17 protein-coding genes are annotated in these 19,945 nt (G+C 72.8%); 9 read left to right on the plus strand and 8 right to left on the minus strand.

All coding sequences use genetic code 11. From position 1 onward, the window contains the following. Positions 1-9: 9 nt before the first annotated feature. Genes CG740_RS09645 through rsmH form a run of 3 tightly spaced genes read right to left on the minus strand, consistent with a single transcriptional unit; the run spans position 10 to position 3,396 of the window. Positions 10-1,929, minus strand: a complete 1,920-nt coding sequence (locus tag CG740_RS09645; protein WP_100574593.1) for a peptidoglycan D,D-transpeptidase FtsI family protein — start codon at positions 1,927-1,929, stop codon at positions 10-12. A gap of 4 nt (positions 1,930-1,933) precedes the next feature. After that, positions 1,934-2,449 carry a septum formation initiator gene (locus tag CG740_RS09650; RefSeq protein WP_234376161.1) on the minus strand — a complete coding sequence of 172 codons (516 nt, stop codon included), beginning with the start codon at positions 2,447-2,449 and terminating at the stop codon, positions 1,934-1,936. Further along, a complete protein-coding gene (gene rsmH / locus CG740_RS09655) occupies positions 2,446-3,396 on the minus strand; it encodes a 16S rRNA (cytosine(1402)-N(4))-methyltransferase RsmH (protein ID WP_100574594.1) in 951 nt (316 codons plus the stop codon). The genes CG740_RS09650 and rsmH overlap by 4 nt, the downstream gene beginning before the upstream one ends. 419 nt (positions 3,397-3,815) lie before the next feature. Between rsmH and CG740_RS09660 the strand changes: the two genes are divergently transcribed. The 4 genes from CG740_RS09660 to CG740_RS09675 all read left to right on the plus strand — a co-directional run bounded on the left by CG740_RS09660 (position 3,816) and on the right by CG740_RS09675 (position 9,391). Further along, positions 3,816-4,382 carry a beta-class carbonic anhydrase gene (locus tag CG740_RS09660; RefSeq protein ID WP_100574595.1) on the plus strand — a complete coding sequence of 189 codons (567 nt, stop codon included), beginning with the start codon at positions 3,816-3,818 and terminating at the stop codon, positions 4,380-4,382. Between the two features lie 199 nt (positions 4,383-4,581). Beyond that, positions 4,582-5,592 carry an AAA family ATPase gene (locus CG740_RS09665; RefSeq protein WP_100574596.1) on the plus strand — a complete coding sequence of 337 codons (1,011 nt, stop codon included), beginning with the start codon at positions 4,582-4,584 and terminating at the stop codon, positions 5,590-5,592. After that, complete coding sequence (locus CG740_RS09670; protein WP_100574597.1) at positions 5,592-6,962, plus strand: DUF58 domain-containing protein; 1,371 nt, start codon at positions 5,592-5,594, stop codon at positions 6,960-6,962. Before CG740_RS09665 ends, CG740_RS09670 begins: the two co-directional genes overlap by 1 nt. After that, on the plus strand, positions 6,959-9,391 hold the full coding sequence (locus CG740_RS09675) for a transglutaminaseTgpA domain-containing protein (RefSeq protein WP_100574706.1): 2,433 nt from the start codon (positions 6,959-6,961) through the stop codon (positions 9,389-9,391). The genes CG740_RS09670 and CG740_RS09675 overlap by 4 nt, the downstream gene beginning before the upstream one ends. A gap of 391 nt (positions 9,392-9,782) precedes the next feature. Here the strand turns inward: CG740_RS09675 and CG740_RS09680 are convergent, their stop codons facing one another. The 3 genes from CG740_RS09680 to CG740_RS09690 all read right to left on the minus strand — a co-directional run bounded on the left by CG740_RS09680 (position 9,783) and on the right by CG740_RS09690 (position 11,909). Further along, entirely contained in the window at positions 9,783-10,169 is a 387-nt protein-coding gene (locus tag CG740_RS09680) for a DUF3040 domain-containing protein (protein WP_100574598.1), read from the minus strand. Positions 10,170-10,445: 276 nt separating this feature from the next. Beyond that, positions 10,446-11,204 carry a class I SAM-dependent methyltransferase gene (locus CG740_RS09685; RefSeq protein WP_100574599.1) on the minus strand — a complete coding sequence of 253 codons (759 nt, stop codon included), beginning with the start codon at positions 11,202-11,204 and terminating at the stop codon, positions 10,446-10,448. Between the two features lie 141 nt (positions 11,205-11,345). Continuing rightward, complete coding sequence (locus tag CG740_RS09690; protein WP_100574600.1) at positions 11,346-11,909, minus strand: SAV_6107 family HEPN domain-containing protein; 564 nt, start codon at positions 11,907-11,909, stop codon at positions 11,346-11,348. 214 nt (positions 11,910-12,123) lie between these two features. On the opposite strand from CG740_RS09690, the gene CG740_RS09695 reads away from it, so the two are divergent. The 5 genes from CG740_RS09695 to CG740_RS09715 all read left to right on the plus strand — a co-directional run bounded on the left by CG740_RS09695 (position 12,124) and on the right by CG740_RS09715 (position 18,065). Next, positions 12,124-12,900, plus strand: coding sequence for an ATP-binding cassette domain-containing protein (locus CG740_RS09695; RefSeq protein ID WP_100574601.1), 777 nt, complete (start codon positions 12,124-12,126; stop codon positions 12,898-12,900). Continuing rightward, complete coding sequence (locus tag CG740_RS09700; RefSeq protein WP_100574602.1) at positions 12,872-14,956, plus strand: YhgE/Pip domain-containing protein; 2,085 nt, start codon at positions 12,872-12,874, stop codon at positions 14,954-14,956. The genes CG740_RS09695 and CG740_RS09700 overlap by 29 nt, the downstream gene beginning before the upstream one ends. An 11-nt stretch (positions 14,957-14,967) precedes the next feature. Beyond that, positions 14,968-15,576 (plus strand): TetR/AcrR family transcriptional regulator, encoded by a 609-nt coding sequence (locus CG740_RS09705; protein WP_100574603.1) that lies wholly within the window; start codon positions 14,968-14,970, stop codon positions 15,574-15,576. A gap of 331 nt (positions 15,577-15,907) precedes the next feature. Further along, the gene (locus CG740_RS09710) at positions 15,908-16,522 is read left to right on the plus strand and encodes a DUF4126 domain-containing protein (protein WP_100574604.1); all 615 of its coding nucleotides are present in this window, start codon (positions 15,908-15,910) and stop codon (positions 16,520-16,522) included. Between the two features lie 31 nt (positions 16,523-16,553). Next, positions 16,554-18,065 (plus strand): phytoene desaturase family protein, encoded by a 1,512-nt coding sequence (locus CG740_RS09715; protein WP_100574605.1) that lies wholly within the window; start codon positions 16,554-16,556, stop codon positions 18,063-18,065. Positions 18,066-18,090: 25 nt separating this feature from the next. Here the strand turns inward: CG740_RS09715 and CG740_RS09720 are convergent, their stop codons facing one another. Further along, positions 18,091-18,960 carry a hypothetical protein gene (locus CG740_RS09720; RefSeq protein WP_234376162.1) on the minus strand — a complete coding sequence of 290 codons (870 nt, stop codon included), beginning with the start codon at positions 18,958-18,960 and terminating at the stop codon, positions 18,091-18,093. Between the two features lie 62 nt (positions 18,961-19,022). Then, the gene (gene metF, locus CG740_RS09725; protein ID WP_100574606.1) at positions 19,023-19,940 is read right to left on the minus strand and encodes a methylenetetrahydrofolate reductase [NAD(P)H]; all 918 of its coding nucleotides are present in this window, start codon (positions 19,938-19,940) and stop codon (positions 19,023-19,025) included. Positions 19,941-19,945 lie beyond the last annotated feature (5 nt).

The following is a 19,945-nucleotide window of genomic DNA, read 5'->3' on the forward strand; positions in this document are numbered from 1 at the left end:
CTTCCGGATTCAGTCGTTGCCGCCGAAGGTGACGGGCAGGTTGGGCGGCTGGGCTCCGCTCGGCGGGATCTGGAGGGTCTTGAGGGCGAACTCCATGACCTGCTTGTAGATGGGTCCGCAGATCTGGCCGCCGAAATAGCTGCCCTTGGTCGGGTTCTGGATGGCGCAGTAGACGGTGATCTTGGGGTTGTCGGCGGGGGCGAACCCGGCGAAGGAGGCGGTGTAGCCCTTGTAGGTGCCGGTCTTGGGGTCGACCCGGTTGGCGGTGCCGGTCTTGCCCGCGACGCGGTAGCCGGGAATGGCGGCCTTGGTTCCGGTGCCCTCGGCGTCGCCGACGACCGATTCGAGCATCTGGGCCAGCGTCTTGGCGGTCTTCTCGCTGACCACCCGGGTCTGCTGGGGCGCGGGCGCCGGGGTGAAGCGCCCGTCCGGGCCCTTGGTGCCGCGCACCAGGGTCGGCTGGACGCGGACGCCGCCGTTGGCGATCGTCGAGTACACCGAGGCGGCCTGCATGGCGTTGAGCGAGAGGCCCTGGCCGAACCGGACGGTGTACTGCTGCGAGGTGGACCACTTGTTCGCGGGGGCGAGGATGCCCGGCGTCTCACCGGGGAAGCCGAGCCCGCTGGGCTTGCCGATGCCGAACTTGCGCAGGTAGGAGTACAGGACGTTGTCGGCCTGGGCGTCGGTCTTGCCGAGCTGCTCGACGGCGAGGATGGTGCCGATGTTGCTGGACTTGGCGAGCACGCCGTTGAGCGTCAGGTTCCAGGTCGCGTGGTCGACGTCGTCCTTGAAGAGCCGGTCGCCGCGCTGGAGCCGGTTGGGCACCACCACATGGGTGTCGGGCGTGGCGACGCCCTCCTCCAACACCGCGGCCATGGACATGACCTTGGCGGTGGAACCGGGCTCGAAGGCGTCCTGGAGCGCCGCGTTGCCCATGGCGGCCGAGTTGGCCTGGGCGATGTTGTTGGGGTCGAAGCCGGGCGCGTTGGCCATGGCCAGGACCTCGCCGGTGTCGGACCGCTGCACTATGACGTACCCGCGGTCGGCGTGGGACTCGGCGACCTGGTCCGAGATCGCCTTCTGGGCCATCCACTGGATGTCCCGGTCGATGGTCAGCTCGACGTCGGAGCCGGGCACGGCCGGGGTCTCGTGGGTGCCGGCCGTGGGGACCCGGCGGCCGCCGGACTGGGCGTAGGAGATCTTGCCGTCGGTGCCGGCCAACTCCTTGTTCAGGGAGGACTCCAGGCCGCCGCCGCCCTTGCCCTCGGCGTTGACGTAGCCCAGTATCCCGGCGGCGAGGTCGCCGTTGGGGTACACCCGCTTGGTGCTGGACTCGTTGAGGACGCCGGCCAGCACATTGGCGCCGGGGCCGCCCTTGGCCTTGTCGGCGGACGCCTTCTCGCCGAGGACCTTCTTGAGGTCCTTGATCTGGTTCCAGACCTGCGGGGTCTGCCGGCGGGCGAGCACCACATAGCGGGTCTTGGGCGTCTTGAGCTTCTTGGTGAGCTCCGCCTGGTCCTTGCCGATGAGCGGCGCGAGCAGCGCGGCCGCCTGCTCCGCGGCATCGGGGATCTTGGTGGACTCGGGGGTGAACAGCGTCGGGTCGGCGGTGATGTCGTACGCGTCGACGCTGGTGGCGAGCGCGATGCCGGCCCGGTCGGTGATCCGGCCGCGCTCGGCGGGCAGCGCGTAGCTGGCGTACCGGTTCTTGTCGGCCTTGGCGGCGTACGCGCTGGCGTCGACCGCCTGCACCTGGAGCAGCCGTACGACGAAGGCCAGCATGACCAGCGTGAGTCCGAGGCTGACCAGGCGCAGCCGGGGCCGGTGGCTGCCGAGCTTGAGCTTCTTGGCGGCCGCGGGGCGGCGGGCCGGTGGCCGGGAGCGCGCGGGCGGGGGCACCCGGCGGCGCGGGGGTTCCTTGGGGCTCACTGCGTCACCTGCCGGGGTTCGGGGAGGTCTTCGCGGGCGGGCGGGGCTGCTTGGGGGCCGCGGTGTGGTGCTGCTTGGGGTGCGGCGCGGGGGCCTGGCTCTGCGCCGCGGGCAGCGGCGAGGGCTCGGCGGCCTCGGCGGGCGAGGGGTCGCCCGCGGTGGCGGGGACGCCCTTGACCGTGCCGTCGGGGCCGAGGAAGACGGGGTTGCCGCCGGGGACCATGCCGAGGTCGCCGGCCCGGCGGGACAGCGCGTCGGGGGCGGACAGATCGTCCACGTCGCGTTGCAGCGCCTGCTGTTCATCGGTGAGTTCGGTGGTCTGTCTGCGGTACTCGCTGAGCTTGAACGAGCCCGCGTTGAGCGCCGAGTTGAGCACCAGGAGCGCGATGAGCCCCCCGCCGAGGAGGGCCACGACGAGGAGCACGAACGGGGTGCGGGCGGCACTGTTGGCCCCCTGCGAAGGCATCAGCCTGCCGAGCCGTGCGGCCGTGCCGCGCAGCTGCCTGGCCGGTTTGCTCACACGTCCTCCCTGATCCGCTGGGCCCCCCGGAGCCGGGCGGGGGCCGCGCGCCGGTTCTCGGCGACCTCCTCCTCCGTGGGGAGTTCGGCACCGCGGGTGAGGAGCTTGAGCCGCGGCTGGTAGCGCTCGGGCACCACGGGGAGCCCGGGCGGCGCGGTGTTGGCGGCGCCGGCCGCGAACACCTGCTTGACGATGCGGTCCTCAAGGGACTGGTAGGAGAGCACCGCGACCCGGCCGCCGACCGCGATGGCCTCGACGGCGGCCGGGATCGCCCGCTCCACGCTGGCGAGTTCGCCGTTGACCTCGATGCGCAGGGCCTGGAAGGTGCGCTTGGACGGGTTGCCGCCGGTGCGCTTGGCGGCCTGCGGCAGCGAGTCGCGGATCAGCTCGACGAGGCGGGCGCTGTTGGTGAAGGGCTCCTTCTCGCGCTCGCGCACGATCGCCGAGACGATCCGCTTGGCCTGCTTCTCCTCGCCGTACGCCCGCAGGATCCGCACGAGTTCGCCGGGCGGGTAGGTGTTGAGCACCTCGGCGGCGCTCATCCCGGTCGACTGGTCCATGCGCATGTCCAGGGGCGCGTCCTGGGCGTAGGCGAAGCCGCGGTCGGCCTCGTCGAGCTGCATGGAGGAGACTCCGAGGTCGAACAGGACGCCCTGGACGCGGGGGGTGCCGAGCCGGGCGAGGACCTCGGGGAGCTCGTCGTAGACGGCGTGCACCAGGGTGGCGCGCTCCCCGAAGGGGGCGAGGCGCTCGCCGGACAGGCGCAGCGCCTCCTTGTCGCGGTCGAGGGCGATCAGGCGCGCTTCGGGGAACTGGGTGAGCAGGGCCTCGCTGTGGCCGCCGAGGCCGAGGGTGCAGTCGACGACGACCGCTCCGGGCTCGGTCAGGGCCGGGGCCAACATGTCCAAGCATCGCTGGAGCATCACCGGGACGTGTCGCTGGCTCAAAGCCGCCCTCTCAAGGATCCGGCGCACCGCCGCGCATACGTACCCGGTCCCCGCTCCCCCTGGAGCGGGGGGCGAACGGCTGGCGCCGGGGAAGGGGCGTCAGCCGACCGGAGGGCGGGAGGAGGCCGAGCCGTACGTGCGCCGCGCACGCGGGTAAACGTAGGTCCGGGAGGTCGCACTTCCCGGAAGCTGGAGTTCCGTCAAGGGGGAGACCCTGTGTCACGCCTCCCGCTTCGCGCCACTTTAGTCCACTCGCCCTTCGGGTCAATCAACCCTCCAGCGCGCCGCCGGGCACTTTTCTCACCCGTTCGGGTGAGACCGCGTGAGGCCTGTGGGTTAGCTCACAGGCGCCCGAGTTGACGGTCTTTTTCCACCCGCACGACGCGACCGGACGATCAGCGGCGGCTACCGTCGTATACATGTCGACTCCTGCGCACATACCCGCAGAGCCCCCCGCCTCCCGTCCGCACCTGACCGTGAGGAGCGGCGGCACGGTGACCGACCGCCTGGTGGAGGCGAACCACCGGTACGCCGACGCCTTCCGCGACCCCGGCATGGATGCCCGGCCGGTGCTGCACGTGGCCGTGGTGGCCTGCATGGACGCCCGGCTCGACCTGCACGCGGCGCTCGGCCTCGAACTGGGCGACTGCCACACCATCCGCAACGCGGGCGGCGTGGTCACCGACGACGTGATCCGCTCGCTCACCATCAGCCAGCGCGCGCTCGGCACCACCAGCGTCATGCTGGTGCACCACACGGGCTGCGGCATGGAGACGCTCACCGAGGACTTCCGGCACACCCTGGAGGACGAGGTGGGCCAGCGCCCGGCCTGGGCCGTGGAGGCGTTCCGGGACGCCGACCAGGACGTACGGCAGTCGATGCAGCGGGTGCGGACCTCGCCGTTCCTGCTGCACACCGAGGACGTCCGCGGCTTCGTCTTCGACGTCACGACGGGTCTGCTGCGGGAGATCGATCCGGCCGGCTGACCGCGACGGGAACGGAAATAGGGGGACAACTCACAATGAATCCCCCTCAGTTGTCCACAGGCGAGTGACACGACCTGGCAACGGCAACAAGAATGCGGATGTGACACCGGGTCGAACCGTTCGGCCGCGCTGTCCGTATTCCGGGGTGGGCCGGGCCGCGCAGTGCATCGGCCCGTATGAAAGGGCCGAGGAGGGCCGGGTGACGACCTATGACGATCGAGCGAGCCTCAGCGATCTGACCGCCACAGCGGAGCGAGTCCGCGGGTCGGTGGAAAGCGTGATCGAGGGCAAGCCCGAGGTCGTACGGCTTTCGCTGACCGTACTGCTCGCCGAAGGGCACCTTCTGATCGAGGACGTGCCGGGCGTGGGCAAGACCATGCTGGCCAAGACCCTGGCCAGGTCCATCGACTGTTCGGTGCGGCGCATCCAGTTCACGCCGGACCTGCTGCCCTCGGACATCACCGGGGTGTCGATCTACGACCAGCAGCGGCGGGACTTCGAGTTCAAGCCCGGCGCGATCTTCGCCCAGATCGTGATCGGCGACGAGATCAACCGCGCCTCGCCCAAGACCCAGTCCGCGCTCCTGGAGTCCATGGAGGAGCGGCAGGTCACCATCGACGGGCAGACCTACGAACTGCCCAGCCCCTTCATGGTCGTCGCCACCCAGAACCCGGTGGAGATGGAGGGCACCTACCCGCTGCCCGAGGCCCAGCGCGACCGCTTCATGGCCCGGGTGTCGATGGGCTACCCCACGCCCGAGGCCGAGCTCCAGATGCTCGACGTGCACGGCGCGGTCTCCCCGCTCGACGACCTCCAGCCGGTGGCGCACGCCCACGACATCGTCAAGCTGATCGACGCGGTCCGCGGGGTGCACGTCGCCGACGCGGTACGGCGCTACGCGGTGCAGCTGGTCGGCGCCACGCGCAACCACCCGGACCTCAGACTCGGCGCCTCGCCGCGCGCCACGCTCCATCTGCTGCGCGCGGCGAAGGCGTCCGCGGCCCTCAGCGGCCGGGACTACGCACTGCCCGACGACGTGCAGGCGCTGGCCGTCGCGGTCCTCGCCCACCGGCTGCTGCCCACCGCGCAGGCCCAGCTCAACCGGCGCACCGCCGAGCAGGTCGTCCTGGAGATCCTCCAGCGCACCCCCGTTCCGCAGGCCGGGAACCCGCTGTACGGCCAGCAGCCGCCCGGCGCCCGGCGGCTGTGATGGCGGCGGCCGGGGGGCTCCCCGCCGAATCCGCCGACGAGCAGGGCCGGGGCGGCCTCTGGGCCGCCCTGGCCGGCCTGACCACCCGAGGCAGGTCCTTCCTCGCGGCCGGCGTCGCCGCCGCGATCTGCGCCTTCGTCCTCGGCCAGGAGGACCTCCTGCGGGTCGGGCTGCTCCTCGCCGTGCTGCCGCTGGTCTGCACGGTGGTGCTCTACCGCACCCGCTACCGCGTCGCCGGCAGCCGCCGCCTTGAGCCGGGCCGGGTCCCGGCCGGCTCCGAGGCCCGGGTCCACCTGCGGATCGACAACGTCTCGCGGCTGCACACCGGTCTGCTCATGCTCCAGGACCGGGTGCCGTACGTGCTCGGCCCGCGCCCCCGCTTCGTCCTCGACCGGGTCGAGGCGGGCGGCAAGCGCGAGGTGTCCTACCGGGTCCGCTCCGATCTGCGCGGGCGCTATCCGCTCGGCCCGCTCCAGCTGCGCCTCAGCGACCCGTTCGGCATGTGCGAGCTGACCCGGGCCTTCAGCGCGTACGACACCCTGACCGTCATCCCGAGGACCGAGCCGCTGCCGCCGGTGCGGCTCTCCGGCGAGGCCGCCGGATACGGCGACGGGCGGCACCGCTCGCTCGCCCTGGCCGGTGAGGACGACGTCATCCCGCGCGGCTACCGGCACGGCGACGACCTGCGCCGGGTGCACTGGCGCTCCACCGCCCGCTACGGCGAGCTGATGGTGCGCCGCGAGGAGCAGCCGCAGCGGGCCAGGTGCACGGTCCTCCTGGACACCCGGGACCTCGCGTACGCCGGCGCGGGCCCCGACTCGGCCTTCGAGTGGGCGGTGTCGGGGGCCGCCTCCGCCCTGACGCACATGCTGGAACGGGGCTTCTCCGTAAGCCTGTTGACCGACACCGGCAGCTCGGTGCCCGGCGAGGGCGCGGGCGGGTTCGCCGGCACCACCCAGGACTCCTCGGACTCGGCGGGCCTGATGATGGACACCCTCGCGGTCGTCGACCACTCCGACGGCGGCGGCCTCTCACGCGCCCACGACGTGCTGCGCGGCGGCAACGAGGGGCTGCTCATCGGGTTCTTCGGCGACCTCGACGAGGAACAGGCCGCGGTCGCGGCGAAGATGCGGCGGCGCAGCGGGGCCGCGGTGGCCTTCGTGCTGGACAGCGTGCTGTGGACGCAGGGCGGCCTTGAGCGCGGCCCGGTCGAGGAGCGGCTGCGGCTGCTGCGCGAGACGGGCTGGACGGCGCTCGCGGTGCGGCCCGGCGACGCGCTGCCCGAGCTGTGGCGCCGGGCGGGCCGGGAACGTACGAACGCGGGGGCGGCGTCCGGTGGCGCGGCCGGCACGGCAGGGGGATGGTCATGAGCGGGCGCGGACGGCTGGCGCTGTGCGCCTATCTGGCCACGGTGATGGCGGCGTGCTCGATGCTGCCGCTGGTCGCCCCGGCGATCTGGCTCCTCCAGGCCGCCTTCCTGCTCGCGATCCTGACCGGGGTCGGCGCGCTGGCCCGGCGGGTGCCGCTGGCCCGGCCGTTGACCGTGCTCGCCCAGGCCGTGGTGGCCCTGCTGCTGCTGACCCTGGTCTTCGCACGCCACCAGGCGCTCGGCGGGGTGCTGCCCGGGCCCGACGCCTTCGTCCAGCTCAACTCGCTGCTCCAGCAGGGCGCGACGGACGTCGGGCAGTACGCGATACCGGCGCCCGCGACCTCGGGCATCCGGCTGATGATGGTCGGCGGGGTGCTGGTCATCGGCCTCGCGGTGGACGCGCTCGCGGTGACGTTCCGCAGCGCGGCCCCGGCGGGACTGCCGCTGCTCGCGCTGTACTCGGTGGCCGCCGGGCTCTCCTCGGGCGGCGCGAGCTGGCTGTGGTTCGTGCTCGCCGCGGCCGGCTATCTGCTGCTCCTGCTCGCCGAGGGCCGCGACCGGCTCTCGCAGTGGGGGCGGGTCTTCGGCGGCTCGGCGCGGGCGCCCGGGCGGGCCCAGCAGGGCGTGTTCGAGCACGCGGCGCCGCTCGCGCCGGTGCGGACCGGACGGCGGATCGGGGCACTGGCGCTCGGCATCGCGCTGGTGATCCCGGCGATGCTGCCGGCCCTGGACAGCGGGCTGCTCGGCAACGCCGGTACCGGCGGGGGCGGTGACGGCACGGGCGGGACCATCTCGGCGGTCAACCCCCTGGTGTCGCTCCAGAACAGCCTGAACCAGCCCGAGGACCGCGAGGTGATGCGGTACAACACCAACACCCAGGACACCAAGGAGATGTATCTGCGGATCGTCGCGCTCGACGAGTTCGACGGGGCGTCGTGGAAGTCCTCGGAGCGGCACATCAAGGACGTGCCCGATCCGCTGCCGCGGCCCGACGGGCTGAGCCCCGCGGTCGCCACCACCGATGTGCAGACCAGCGTCTCGGCGGCCGGCTGGTACGCGCAGAGCTGGCTGCCGATGCCGTTCCCCGCGACCCGGGTGAACATCAAGGGCGACTGGCGGTTCGAGCCGGTCGGACGGACCCTGGTCGGCGACCGCAAGCAGACGACCCGGGGCGCGCAGTACACCGTCTCCAGCCTCCAGGTGCGGCCGACGGCGGCCCAGTTGGCGGACGCGCCGGCCCCGCCGGCCGCGCTCCTGAAGGAGTACACGCGCGTTCCCGACTCGCTCCCCTCCGTGGTCAGCGCCACCGCGCGGCAGGTCACCAGCGGCGCCGCGAACGGCTACGAGAAGGCCGTCAAGCTCCAGGACTGGTTCTCCACCAGCGGCGGCTTCAGCTACAACACCCATGTCCAGTCGGGCAGCGGCACCGAGGCGATCGCCAACTTCCTCAAGGAGAAGGAGGGCTTCTGCGTCCACTTCTCCTTCTCGATGGCCGCGATGGCCCGCACCCTCGGCATCCCCGCCCGGGTCGCGGTGGGCTTCACCCCCGGCACCCCTCGGCCGGACGGCACGATGTCGGTCGGCCTGCGCGACGCGCACGCCTGGCCCGAGCTGTACTTCGAGGGCGTGGGCTGGACGCGCTTCGAGCCGACGCCGACGCGGGGTTCGGCCCCCGACTACACCCGGCAGCAGGCTCCGGTGGGCAGCCCGAGCAGCCCGGCCGAACCGTCGAAGCGCGCCTCGGCCGAGCCGTCGGCGCAGCCCTCCGCGAGCGACTCCTGCCCGCCCGCCGACCGGCGTCTGGGCGACTGCGGCCCCTCGGCCGCGGCGGGTGTCGCGGGGCCGACGGACCGCGGCCCCTCGGCCCCGGCCCTGATCGGTACGGTCCTGGGGGTGGCGGCGCTGCTCGTGCTGCCGCTGCTTCCGCTGCTGTGGCGCAGGCGGGTCCGGGCCCGGCGGCTCGGCTCCGGCGGGCGCACCCCGGCGGACGCGGTGGCCCGTACGCTCGCCGCCTGGCAGGAGATCACCGACACCGCCTGGGACCACGGCATCCCGCCGGACGACTCGCAGACGCCCCGCAAGGCGGCGGCGCGGGTGGTGGCGCTGGGACGCCTCGACGGACCGGCGGCGGAGTCCGTCCACCGCGCGGCGAGCGCGGTGGAGCAGGTCCTGTACGCCCCCGTACCCCGGCCGGCCCCCGGTCTGGTGGACGATGTGGCCCGTGTGACGGCCGGCCTGCGTGCCGGGGCGGGCCGCCGCCAGGCCTGGCGGGCGATTTTCGCGCCCCGCTCAGCTGTCCGGGTGATCTGGGCCCTCTCCCTGCGCTGGGAACGTGCCGGGGCGGCGGTGACGGGCCGCATGCGCGGCTTGGCCGAGCGTCTGCGGCCCCGCCCCCGCAAGGCCCCGCCGGAATCAGCCCCGGGCAGGTAACCCTGGGGCTCCGCCCCAGACCCCGATCGCGCCTGAACGGCGCTCGTCCTCAAACGCCGGACGGGCTGGGGGTGCCTGCACTGGACCGCACCGAAGCATTCGGGGCCACCTACAGGGACGCGGGGCTGTGCCCTTTACGCGGCTCCGCCGCGGTGGGCGCGACCGGGGGTCCTGCTCCACCTACAGGGGCGCGGGGAACTGCGCGAATGGCCCCGCACGGTGGACGGACGACAACGGGTTCAGGGGCGCGGGGAACTGCGCGAACGGCCCCCACCGGGCCGCAGACAAAGTGGAGGTCGGGGGCGAAGCCCCAGGGGGTCGGGTACGCCGCAGGGGCGGCCACCTCGTGAAAGGTGACCGCCCCTGTGGTTCAGGTCAGAACGGGGCGGGGCTAGCGCCCCTCGTCGCGGCGACGCTGCCACCGCTGCTCGATCCGGTCCATCATCGAGCGCCGCTGACGAGCCTGCCGCGGCGCGGCGGAACCACCGGAACGCACCTCACCGGGACGCGGCGCCTTGCGCCACCCGGTGACCGCGAGCACCGCACATCCGAGCATGACGAGGAATCCCACCACACTGATCCAGATCTGCTGCGCGACCATTCCTGCCATGAGGAGCGCGATACCCACCAGGAAGCCGGCGACCGCCTGGTAGACCCGTCGCCGGGTGTACGTACGCAGCCCGCTTCCCTCAAGCGCTGTCGCGAACTTGGGATCTTCGGCGTACAGCGCTCGCTCCATCTGCTCGAGCATGCGCTGCTCGTGCTCCGAGAGCGGCACGGAGTCCTCCTACTCGTCGGTCGCGGGGGGCGACCGGATGCGGCCCCTTCAGGATAGGCAGGGAATCGCCCCCGTGAAACCCGCCCTCTACGCCAAATCGCCAGCCGGGCCGCCACGGCGGCTCGGCTGTGGAGATTCAATTCCCCAAGAGCCGATCCGTCATGCCGGACGGTGTCCCCCGATCATACGGGGCGAAGCCGCCGATCGGGGGGCCTGTGGCGTACTCCATGCGGCACAGCGTCGCTGATCAGCCCGTCGGGGGCCACCGGAGCGGAGTCAGCCGCGCTTCTCGCCCAGTACGTGCAGCTGGGTGGCGACGGCGTGGAAGGCGGGCAGCTCGGCCGCCGCGGCCTCCAGCTTGAGGAGTGCGTCCAGGGCGCCCGGCTCGGTGTCCACCAGGACACCGGGCACCAGGTCCGCGAAGACCCGGACGCCGTGCACCGCACCGGCGGCGGCCCCGGCGGCGCCGACGAGCTCGATGAGCTGCTCGGCGGTGAACCGGTGCGGCACCGGGTCGCCGTCGCCCCAGCGGCCCGCCGGGTCGGAGAGCGCGTGCCGGGCCTCGGTGAAGTGCCCGGCGAGCGCGCGGGAGAGCACCGCGCCGCCGAGACCCGCCGCGAGCAGGCTGAGCGCGCCTTCGGGCCGCAGCGCGTCCACCGCGTTGCGCACGCCCTCCGCCGGGTCCTCGACGTACTCCAGGACGCCGTGGCACAGCACCGCGTCGTAGCCGCCGCGCTCGACCACGTCGAAGAGGCCGAGCACATCGCCCTGGACGCCCTGCACCCGCTCGGCCGCCCCGGCCTCGGCGGCCCTGCGCTCCAGCGCGAACAGCGCGTTGGGGCTGGGGTCGACCACGGTGACCCGGTGGCCGAGCGCGGCCAGCGGGACCGCGAAGTTGCCGGAGCCGCCGCCGGTGTCCAGGACGTCCAGGGCCTCGCGACCGGTCACCTTGACCCGGCGGTCGAGCGCTTCCTTGAGAACCTCCCAGACCACGGCGGTACGAAGGGAGGCGCGGGGGCGCATGGGGTCCGACACGGCAGTTGACTCCTCGGCGCGGTGCCGCCGCGGACGCGGCGTGTGAAGGGTGAAGACCCGTCCACCCTATTGCCTCCCCGGCCCGCACCGGATCAGCCGCGGGCCGCCGTGCCCGGCGGTGTCCAGGGGCTCCGCCGCCGGTCAGCCCACCCCCCGCTCCTCGGCCCGCGCCGCCTCCGGCTCGCGCGGCCTCGGCTGGGGCAGTACCGGCTGGAGGACGAGCAGTCGCTCGACCAGGCGCAGGAACATCGCCGCGTCGCGGAGCAGATCGTCCGCGTCCCGGGTGGAGGCCGCTCCCCGGATGCCGGCCTCGGCGCGGGCCCGCCGGTCCGCCCCCGAGGCGAACAGGGCGCTCCACTCCGTCAGTTCGGGCGCTATCTCCGGCAGCACCTCCCAGGCGCTGCGGATGCGGTGGCGGCGGCGCGGGCCGGTCTCGGGCCGGCCACGGGCGGCGAGGACGGCTGCCGCGGTGCGCAGCGCGGCCAGATGGGCCGTCGCGTACCGCTCGTTGGGGGCGTCGAGGGCGGCCGCCTCGTCCAGGCCGCCGCGGGCCTGGGCGAGCAGGTCGAGGGCGGCGGGCGGTGCGCCCTCGCGGCGCAGCACCGGATGGACGTCGTTCGCGGGGCCTCCCGCCGGACCGTTCAGTGAGGGTGCAGGGCTGCTTGCGCGGCGCCGGGGTACAGCTGCTGCGTGGGAGCTGGCCATGACGAACCTCCTGTCGTCGTGTGACGGCACTGTGGCCGTATGTGTCCATCGTGAGGGTGGCCACTGACAATCGACTCGGATCACGCTCTGACCTGCTCCTTTGCCTCGTATGCAGGTTCGGGCTATCTTTTGTACTGACCAGTCAGTTCAAAGATGTGGCAGTTCGGCGAGGGGCCGGGGTTCCGGTCCGGGGACGCGCAGAGCAGGGGGGAATGTGGACAGCCCGCACGCGGAAGTGACCGGCGCGGCGATCCGTGCCGAGGGCTTCGGGCTCAAGGGGCCGCGCGGCTGGGCCTTCCGGGGGGTGTCCCTGGACGCCGCCCCCGGCTCGCTCATCGCGGTCGCGGGCCCCTCCGGTTCCGGCCGTACCTGCCTGCTGCTCGCCCTCACCGGCCGCATGAAGCCCGCCGAGGGCTGGGCGCGGGTGGCCGACCATCAGCTGCCCCGCAAGATGGCCGCCGTGCGGCGGATCAGCGCGCTCGGCCAGGTGCCCGGGGTGAGCGAGCTCGACCCGGCCTTCACCGTGGCCGAGCACCTGCGCGAGCGGGTGATGCTGCGGCGCCGCTACGACGGCTCGCTCCGCGCGCTGCTGCGCTCCCCCGCCCGGCGGCGGGCCGAGTCCCGCGGCCTCATCGACGAGGCGCTGGCCGGGGCGGGCCTCGACCTCGGCTCGCTGCCCAAGGGCGACCGCACCTCCGTACGCGATCTCGAACGCCTGGAGGCGCTGCGCCTGAGCGTGGCCCTCGCGCTGATCCAGCGGCCACGGCTGCTGGCGGTCGACGACACCGACATGAAGCTGTCGGACGGCGAACGCGGGGCCGCCTGGGCGCTGCTGCGCTCGCTCGCGGACGCGGGCACCACGGTCCTCGCGGTGTGCAGCGAGGCACCCGCCGAGGCCGACATCACCGTGACGACGGAACCCGGCGCCGAGGACGGGGCCACGAACGAGGAGGGGGCGGCGGATGCGTTCGCCACGACTGGCAGCGCTTGAGCTGAAGCGGTTCGGCAGGGGGAAGCTGCCGAGGGCGGCCCTGGTCGCGCTGCTTCTGCTGCCGCTGCTGTACGGCGCGCTCTACCTGTGCTCGTTCTGGGACCCCTACAGCCGTCTCGACCGCATACCCGTGGCGCTCGTCAACGACGACCAGGGGGCCGAGGCGGCCGGACAGAAGCTCAAGGTCGGCGACGAGCTCAGCAAGAAGCTGCTCGACAGCAAGACCTTCGAATGGCACGAGGTCAGTGACGCCGAGGCGCGCAAGGGCCTCGAAAAGGGCACGTACTACCTGTCGTTGACGATGCCCGCCGACTTCAGCAGGAGGATCGCGTCCAGCTCCGGCCAGGCCCCCGAGACGGGCGCGCTCCAGGTGCACACCAACGACGCGAACAACTACATCGTGGGGTCGATCTCGCGGACGGTGTTCGCCGAGGTGCGCGCCGCCGCCTCCACCAAGGCGTCCCGGTCGTTCCTCGACAAGATCTTCATCTCGTTCGCCGACCTCCACGACCAGACCGCGAAGGCCGCCAAGGGCGCGGGCGACCTCAAGGACGGACTCGGCAAGGCCAAGGACGGCGCCAAGGAACTGGCCGATCGCCTCCAGGACGCCAAGGACGGCAGCAGCAAGCTGGCCGACGGCATCGCCAAGCTCGACTCCGGCGCGGGCACCCTGGCCGGCGGCGCCCAGCAGGTCGCCGACGGCACCCAGCAACTCGCGGACAAGGTCAACGCGGCGGCCGGCCAGGCACGTCCGTACCTCAAGGACAACGGCAAGACCGTCGGCGACGCGGCGAAGCTCCTCGCGGACTCGATCCAGCCGGTGCGCGACCAGCTCACGCACATCATCGACCTCGCACCCGGCGCCGCGGCCGGCACCGCCAAGGCGTCCCGGGACCTGGACAACCTCTACCAGCAGCTCTGTGGGGACACGTCCACCGAGGGGCAGGTCTGCCCGAAGCTGAAGGAGGCCAAGAAGGCGATGGCCACCGGCGCGACCCTCACCGCGGACGTGAACAACCTCGTCAAGGACCAGGGGGGTGACTTCAAGAAGCTCGACAAGAGCCTCCAGGACCTCCAGACCAAGGCCCGGGACCTGGCCGCCAAGGCGCCGCACCTGGCCGGCGACTTGAACAAGCAGGTCGCCGACGTCAACAAGCTCAACAAGGGCGCGCACGACGTCGCCAAGGGCGCAACCGACATCCACACCGGCCTCGGCACCGCCAAGAAGGGCTCCACCGACCTCGACACGGGCGTCGGCAAGCTGGAGAAGGGCGCGGGCGACCTGGACGGCGGGATCGTGAAGCTCTCCGACGGCTCGGTCAAGCTGTCCGACGGCCTGCACGACGGCGTCGGGAAGATCCCGGACTACGACAAGCAGCAGCGCGACCAGCGCACCGAGGTGATGGCCGACCCCGTCAAGCTGGCCTCGCAGGCGATGCACAAGGCGCCCAACTACGGCACCGGCTTCGCCCCGTACTTCATCCCGCTCTCCCTGTGGGTGGGCGCGATGGTCGCGTACATGCTGATCCAGCCGCTCAACCGGCGCGCGCTCGCGGCCGGCGCCTCGGCCTGGCGGATCGCCTTCGCGGGCTGGCTGCCGGTGGCGGCCATCGGGCTCGCCCAGATCGCCGCGCTGATGGCGGTGCTGCACTTCGGGCTCGGCCTCGAAATGCAGCGCACGGCCGGGACGCTGGGCTATCTGGCCCTCACCGCCTGCTGCTTCACGGCGATCGTGCAGTGGCTGAACGCCAAGTTCGGGGCGGCCGGGCGCATCCTGGTGCTGGCCGTCCTGATGCTCCAGCTGACGTCGGCGGGCGGCACCTACCCCGTCCAGACCAGCCCGGCCTTCTTCAACGCCATCCACCCGTACCTGCCCATGAGTTACGTCGTGGACGGCCTGCGCAGGCTCATCAGCGGCGGCGACCTGGGCGTGGTGTGGCAGGGCTGCGCGGTCCTGACCGCCTTCACCGTGGGCGCCCTCGCGCTGACCGCGCTGTCCGCCCGGCAGAAGCAGGTGTGGTCGCTGGACCGGCTGCACCCCGAGCTGAGCCTGTGAGAATCGACGCCATGGAGAGCAGCAGCACCAGACGGCAGGCGACCCGGCAGAAGCTGTACGAGGCAGCCGTGACGCTCATCGCCGAACAGGGCTTCTCGGCCACCACGGTGGACGAGATCGCCGAGCGGGCCGGGGTCGCCAAGGGCACGGTCTACTACAACTTCAAGAGCAAGACCGAGCTGTTCGAGGAGCTGCTGCGGCACGGCGTGGGGCTGCTGACCGCGTCCTTGCAGGCGGCCGCGGACGAGACCGACGAGCGCGGCGGCACCAAGGTCGAGGCCCTGGACGCGATGATCCGGGCCGGCCTGGACTTCATCCACCGCTACCCCGCCTTCACCCAGCTCTACGTGGCCGAGCTGTGGCGCACCAACCGCGCCTGGCAGTCCACCCTCCTGGTGGTGCGCCGCGAGGCGGTCGCCGTCGTGGAGACGGTGCTGCGGGACGCGGTCGGCGCGGGCGAGCTGAGCGAGGAGATCGACATCCCGCTGACGGCCGCGGCCCTGGTCGGGATGGTCCTGGTGGCCGCCCTGGACTGGCAGGCCTTCCAGAGCGAACGCTCCCTGGACGACGTCCACGCGGCGCTCTCCAGGCTGCTGCACGGCAGGGTCAGCGGGCGCTAGCGGCGCTCGGCCCCCGACACGGGCGGGCGCGGCGCACGGCCGGAAGCGGAAGCACGCCGGGCCGGTGCGGCTCATTCCCCCATGAACCGCACCGGCCCGGCGCTTCCCCCGTACGTCCCCCCGTACCTCATCACGTTCGGGGAGCCGCGCCGGTTCCGCCACCCCGTGTCGGCGGTACCGGCGCCGCGCCCCTTCCGTGGTCTCCACCTTCCCGTCCCCGCAGGTGGAAGCCCATCCGCTCAGGTACTCATCTCACGTCCTGAGTACGGATACTCATACCTCCGCGGCCAAGCTCATTCGGGGGCGGCCCGATCTGGTTACCATCGCGATCGTGTCCGTACTCCCCCTCGTGTTCACCAGCGGCTGGGCGAGCGGGGTCAACGCGTACGCGGTGGTCCTGCTGCTCGGCCTCTTCGGCGCCACCGGCCTCAGCGACCAGGTGCCCGCCGCGCTTGAGCGGCCCGATGTCCTGATCGCGGCCGGCGTGCTGTTCCTGTGCGAGGCGGTCGCCGACAAGATCCCGTACGTCGACTCGGTCTGGGACTCCGTGCACACGGTGATCCGGCCGATCGCGGGCGCGGTCGTCGGGGCGCTGCTCGCCGGGCAGAACGGTTCGCTGCCCGATCTCGCGGCCGGTGCGGTGGGCGGCTCGACCGCGCTGCTGAGCCATCTGGTCAAGGCCGGGACCCGGATGGCGGTGAACACCTCGCCCGAGCCGTTCAGCAACATCGCGCTGAGCACGGCGGAGGACCTGGGAGTCGCCGGGCTCATAAGCTTCGCGATCTTCCATCCGCTCGCGGCGGCCGTGATCGCGGGCACCCTGCTGCTCATCGGCCTCGTGATACTGGTCGTCCTGTGGCGGAAGATCCGCCGGTTCAGGCGGCGCAGGGCACAGCGCCGGGAGGAGAAGCGGCTGGCGGCGGGGGTTCCGCGCCCGCCGGAGTGAGGTGTCAGTGGCGGCGGATAAAGTCGCCGGCATGGCACGGATTGCGGTGATCGGCGCCGGTGTGGGCGCCATGGCGGCTGCTGCCCGGCTGGCCGTGGCAGGCCACCGGGTGACGGTGTACGAGCGCTCGTCGACGTACGGCGGCGCGCTGGGACGGTTCGAGCGGGACGGTTTCGTGTTCGACACCGGCCCCGGTCTGCTGCGGCTGCCCGCGGTCTACCGGGACCTGTTCGTGAAGACCGGCAAGGAGCCGCTGGAGAGCGTCGTCGAGCTGGCTCCGGTCGACCCGGCCGCGCGCCACGTCTTCCCCGACGGCAGCGAGGTCACGCTGCCCAACGCCTCGCGCGCGGGCGTGATGTCCGCGTTGGACGAGGCCTTGGGCGAGGGCGCGGGCGAGCGCTGGGGAGCCTTTTTGATCCGCGCCCGCGAGGCCTGGGACCGCACGCGCAGGCCCCTCCTGGAGGAGCCGCTGTGGCCCAACTGGGAGGTGCTGGCCCGCGAGCCCTACCCCGCGCCCAGGCAGCGCAGGCTGCTGCGCGCGCCCCGGCAGGCGGCGACGCTCGGCGAGGTCGCCGCGTGGGAGCTGGGCGGCGGCCGGCTCGGCGCGCTCCTGGAGGGCTGCGCCCTGGAGTACGGCCTCGATCCGCGGACGGCTCCGGCGGCCGCGGCCGTGCTGCCGTACATGGAGCAGACCTTCGGCAGTTGGTATGTGCGCGGCGGCATGCGGGAGCTGGCGCGTGCGGTGCACGAGCGGTGTGTGGCCCGCAGGGTCGCGTTCGTCTTCGGCGCCGAGGTGCGGCGGATCGTGGAGAAGGACGGCCGGGCGGCCGGGGTGGAGCTGGCCGACGGCACCGTGGCGCAGGCGGACCACGTGGTGTGCGGCGCCGACCCGCGCGGGCTCGAACGGATGCTGCCCGGCCGGGAGTTGTGGGCGGCCGGCACGGTCCGTCCGGCCGCCGGGGTCCGGCCGAGCCGTTTCACGGTGCTGCTCGCCCTGCGCGGCGCCCGCCCGGCCGGCGCCGCGCACCGCACGGTGGTGCACTCGCCGGACGCCCCGGCCGAGGCCCGCGCGGCCTTCGCGGGCCCGCAGCACGCGCCGCCCACGGTCACGGTGCTGCGCCCCGACGACCCGGCGGTGCGCCCCGACGACGACCACGAGGCGCTGACGCTGACGGCGACGGTCGCGCCGCACGGCCCGGTCGACTGGACGGACGGGGCCCAGGTGCGGCGCCGCACCGACGAGCTGATCGCGGCCGCGGCACGGGCCGTGCCCGATCTGCGTGAGCGCCTCCTCTGGCACGAGTCCCGCACCCCGGCACACCTCGCGGACACGACCGGCGCCGAGGGCGGCTCGGTGCCCGCGCCCTCCCTTGCCGGGGCCGGGGCCGCGTTCCTGCACCCGTCCAACACCACCGCCCTGCCGGGGCTGCACCTCGCGGGCGGCTGGGCGCACCCGGGCGGCGGGCTCGCGCACACCGGGATGTCGGGCGCTCTCGTGGCCGGCCTGATCGTGGAGGGGGACGACTTCCGGGGCTCGCAGTGAGCCGTGCACCCCGCCCGGCCAACGGTCAGTAGCGGTAGGGCTGTTGCTCGGGGTGCTGCGGCGCGTCCGGGTGGTTCTGGTGGTTCTGCTGGTGGTTCTGCCGGCCCGCGTGGTTCGGGTCGTACGGCGGCTGGGCCTGCTGCTGCTCGTAGGGCGGGTAGTCGCCGTCGCGCTGCTGCGGCACCCAGACGCCACCGGGCGGGGTGTCCGTCCCGTACTGCGCGGCGAGCGGATCGGGGTAGGACTGCTGGCCGCCGAAGCTGTCGTAGCCGGTGTAAGCGCCGTACGCCTGGCCGCCGTTGCCGATGTACGGGTCCGAGTAGGCGGCGTACTGCTGCTGCCCGGCACCCGTCTCGTCGTACTGCGGGGCGTACGGGTCGGCGTACGGCTGCTGCGGGTCGTAGGCGCCGTACTGGGGCTGGGCCTCGGGCTGCTGAGCGGCGCCGTAGATGCCGTACTGGCCGGTGTCTTCGGGCACGGGCAGCGGCGCGTAGACCGAATCGGCTTGCGCCGCAAGGTCGTTGGCGTCCAGGGGGGCCGCCTCGGTGGCCTCCTCGTACTGGAGGTCCGAGACCTCCAGGACCGGCTCCGCCTCGGGGGCGCCCCGGCGGCCCGCCCTGCGGCGGCGGCTGGCGCCGGGCCGGCCGCCGATCGCCCAGCCGGTGGAGAAGCCCTTGCGGAAGGACAGGGTCACATACGCCTGTCCGACGGCGAAGGCGATCGCGCCCAGGATGATCACGAAGACGGACGGGACGAGGACGCCGACGACCACGCCGAGGAAGCCGGTGAAGGCGAGCAGCCGCCAGCGCAGCCGCGCCTTGTACTGCAACAGCACCTCGCCGAGCAGCCACAGCGCCACGATTCCGAACGCGATGTAGAGGACCGTCCAGCCCATGTACGCCCCTCATTCTCCTGCCCCGGGTACAGCTGTCCCCTGACCCGGGTACCGGTTTCCGGCTACGCCTGCTGGTGCAGGCCGAGATTCTCGTAGATTTCGAGCGTCGCCGTGGAGTTGTTGAGGGTAATGAAGTGCAACCCGGGAACGCCATCGGCGAGCAGCCGCGAGCAGAACTCGGTGGCGAACTCGATGCCCATGGAGCGTACAGCGGCCGGGTCGTCCTTGGCCGCAAGCATCCGGTCCCGGAGCTCCGCCGGGAAGACCGCGTTGCTGAGCTGCGGCAGTCGCCCCAGCTGCTTCACGCTGGTCACGGGCAGGACCTCGGGGATGATCGGGGTCTCGCAGCCGGCCGCCGCGACCCGGTCGCGCAGCCGGGAATAGTTCTCCGGCTCGAAGAACATCTGCGTGATGGCGTAGTCCGCACCGGCCCGGCATTTGTCCACGAAGTTCCGGATGTCGGAATCCCAGTCCGCGGAGCGGGGGTGCATCTCGGGGAAGGCCGCGACGCCGACGCAGAAGTCGCCCGACTCCCGGATCAGGGAGACCAGTTCGGCCGCGTAGGTCACGCCCTCGGGGTGCTTGACCCATTCGCCCATCGGGTCGCCCTTCGGGTCGCCGCGCACCGCGAGGATGTTGCGGATCCCGGCGTCGGCGTACTGCCCGACCGTGTGGCGCAGCTCGGCGACCGAGTGCCCGACGGCGGTGAGGTGGGCGACCGGCGTGAGGGTGGTGTCCTCGGCGATCTGCTGGGTGGCCTCGACGGTCCCGGTGCGGGTGGTGCCACCGGCGCCGTAGGTGACGGAGACGAAGTCGGGAGCTACCGCCTCGACCCGACGCAACGCGTTCCAGAGGTTCCGCTCGCCCTTCTCCGTCTTGGGCGCGTAGAACTCGAAGGAATACGTGGTCTCGCCGGTCGCGAGCATGTCGCGCACGGTGCGCGCGCGATCAGTCCTGGTGGAAGCAGTGCCTAGGGCCATACTGG

Origin of the sequence: Streptomyces sp. CB01201 (assembly GCF_002803085.1) — a bacterium.
GTDB classification, from domain to species: Bacteria; Actinomycetota; Actinomycetes; order Streptomycetales; family Streptomycetaceae; genus Streptomyces; species Streptomyces hundungensis.

What these genes read in the sequence shown, in the direction of transcription:
- CG740_RS09660 (WP_100574595.1), top strand. Translation starts at nt 3,816, where the DNA reads ATGTCGACTCCTGCGCACATACCCGCAGAGCCCCCCGCCTCCCGTCCG.
- CG740_RS09670 (WP_100574597.1), top strand. Translation starts at nt 5,592, where the DNA reads ATGGCGGCGGCCGGGGGGCTCCCCGCCGAATCCGCCGACGAGCAGGGC.
- CG740_RS09675 (WP_100574706.1), top strand. Translation starts at nt 6,959, where the DNA reads ATGAGCGGGCGCGGACGGCTGGCGCTGTGCGCCTATCTGGCCACGGTG.
- CG740_RS09690 (WP_100574600.1), bottom strand. Translation starts at nt 11,909, where the DNA reads ATGGCCAGCTCCCACGCAGCAGCTGTACCCCGGCGCCGCGCAAGCAGC.
- CG740_RS09700 (WP_100574602.1), top strand. Translation starts at nt 12,872, where the DNA reads ATGCGTTCGCCACGACTGGCAGCGCTTGAGCTGAAGCGGTTCGGCAGG.
- CG740_RS09705 (WP_100574603.1), top strand. Translation starts at nt 14,968, where the DNA reads ATGGAGAGCAGCAGCACCAGACGGCAGGCGACCCGGCAGAAGCTGTAC.
- CG740_RS09715 (WP_100574605.1), top strand. Translation starts at nt 16,554, where the DNA reads ATGGCACGGATTGCGGTGATCGGCGCCGGTGTGGGCGCCATGGCGGCT.
- CG740_RS09720 (WP_234376162.1), bottom strand. Translation starts at nt 18,960, where the DNA reads ATGGGCTGGACGGTCCTCTACATCGCGTTCGGAATCGTGGCGCTGTGG.
- metF (WP_100574606.1), bottom strand. Translation starts at nt 19,940, where the DNA reads ATGGCCCTAGGCACTGCTTCCACCAGGACTGATCGCGCGCGCACCGTG.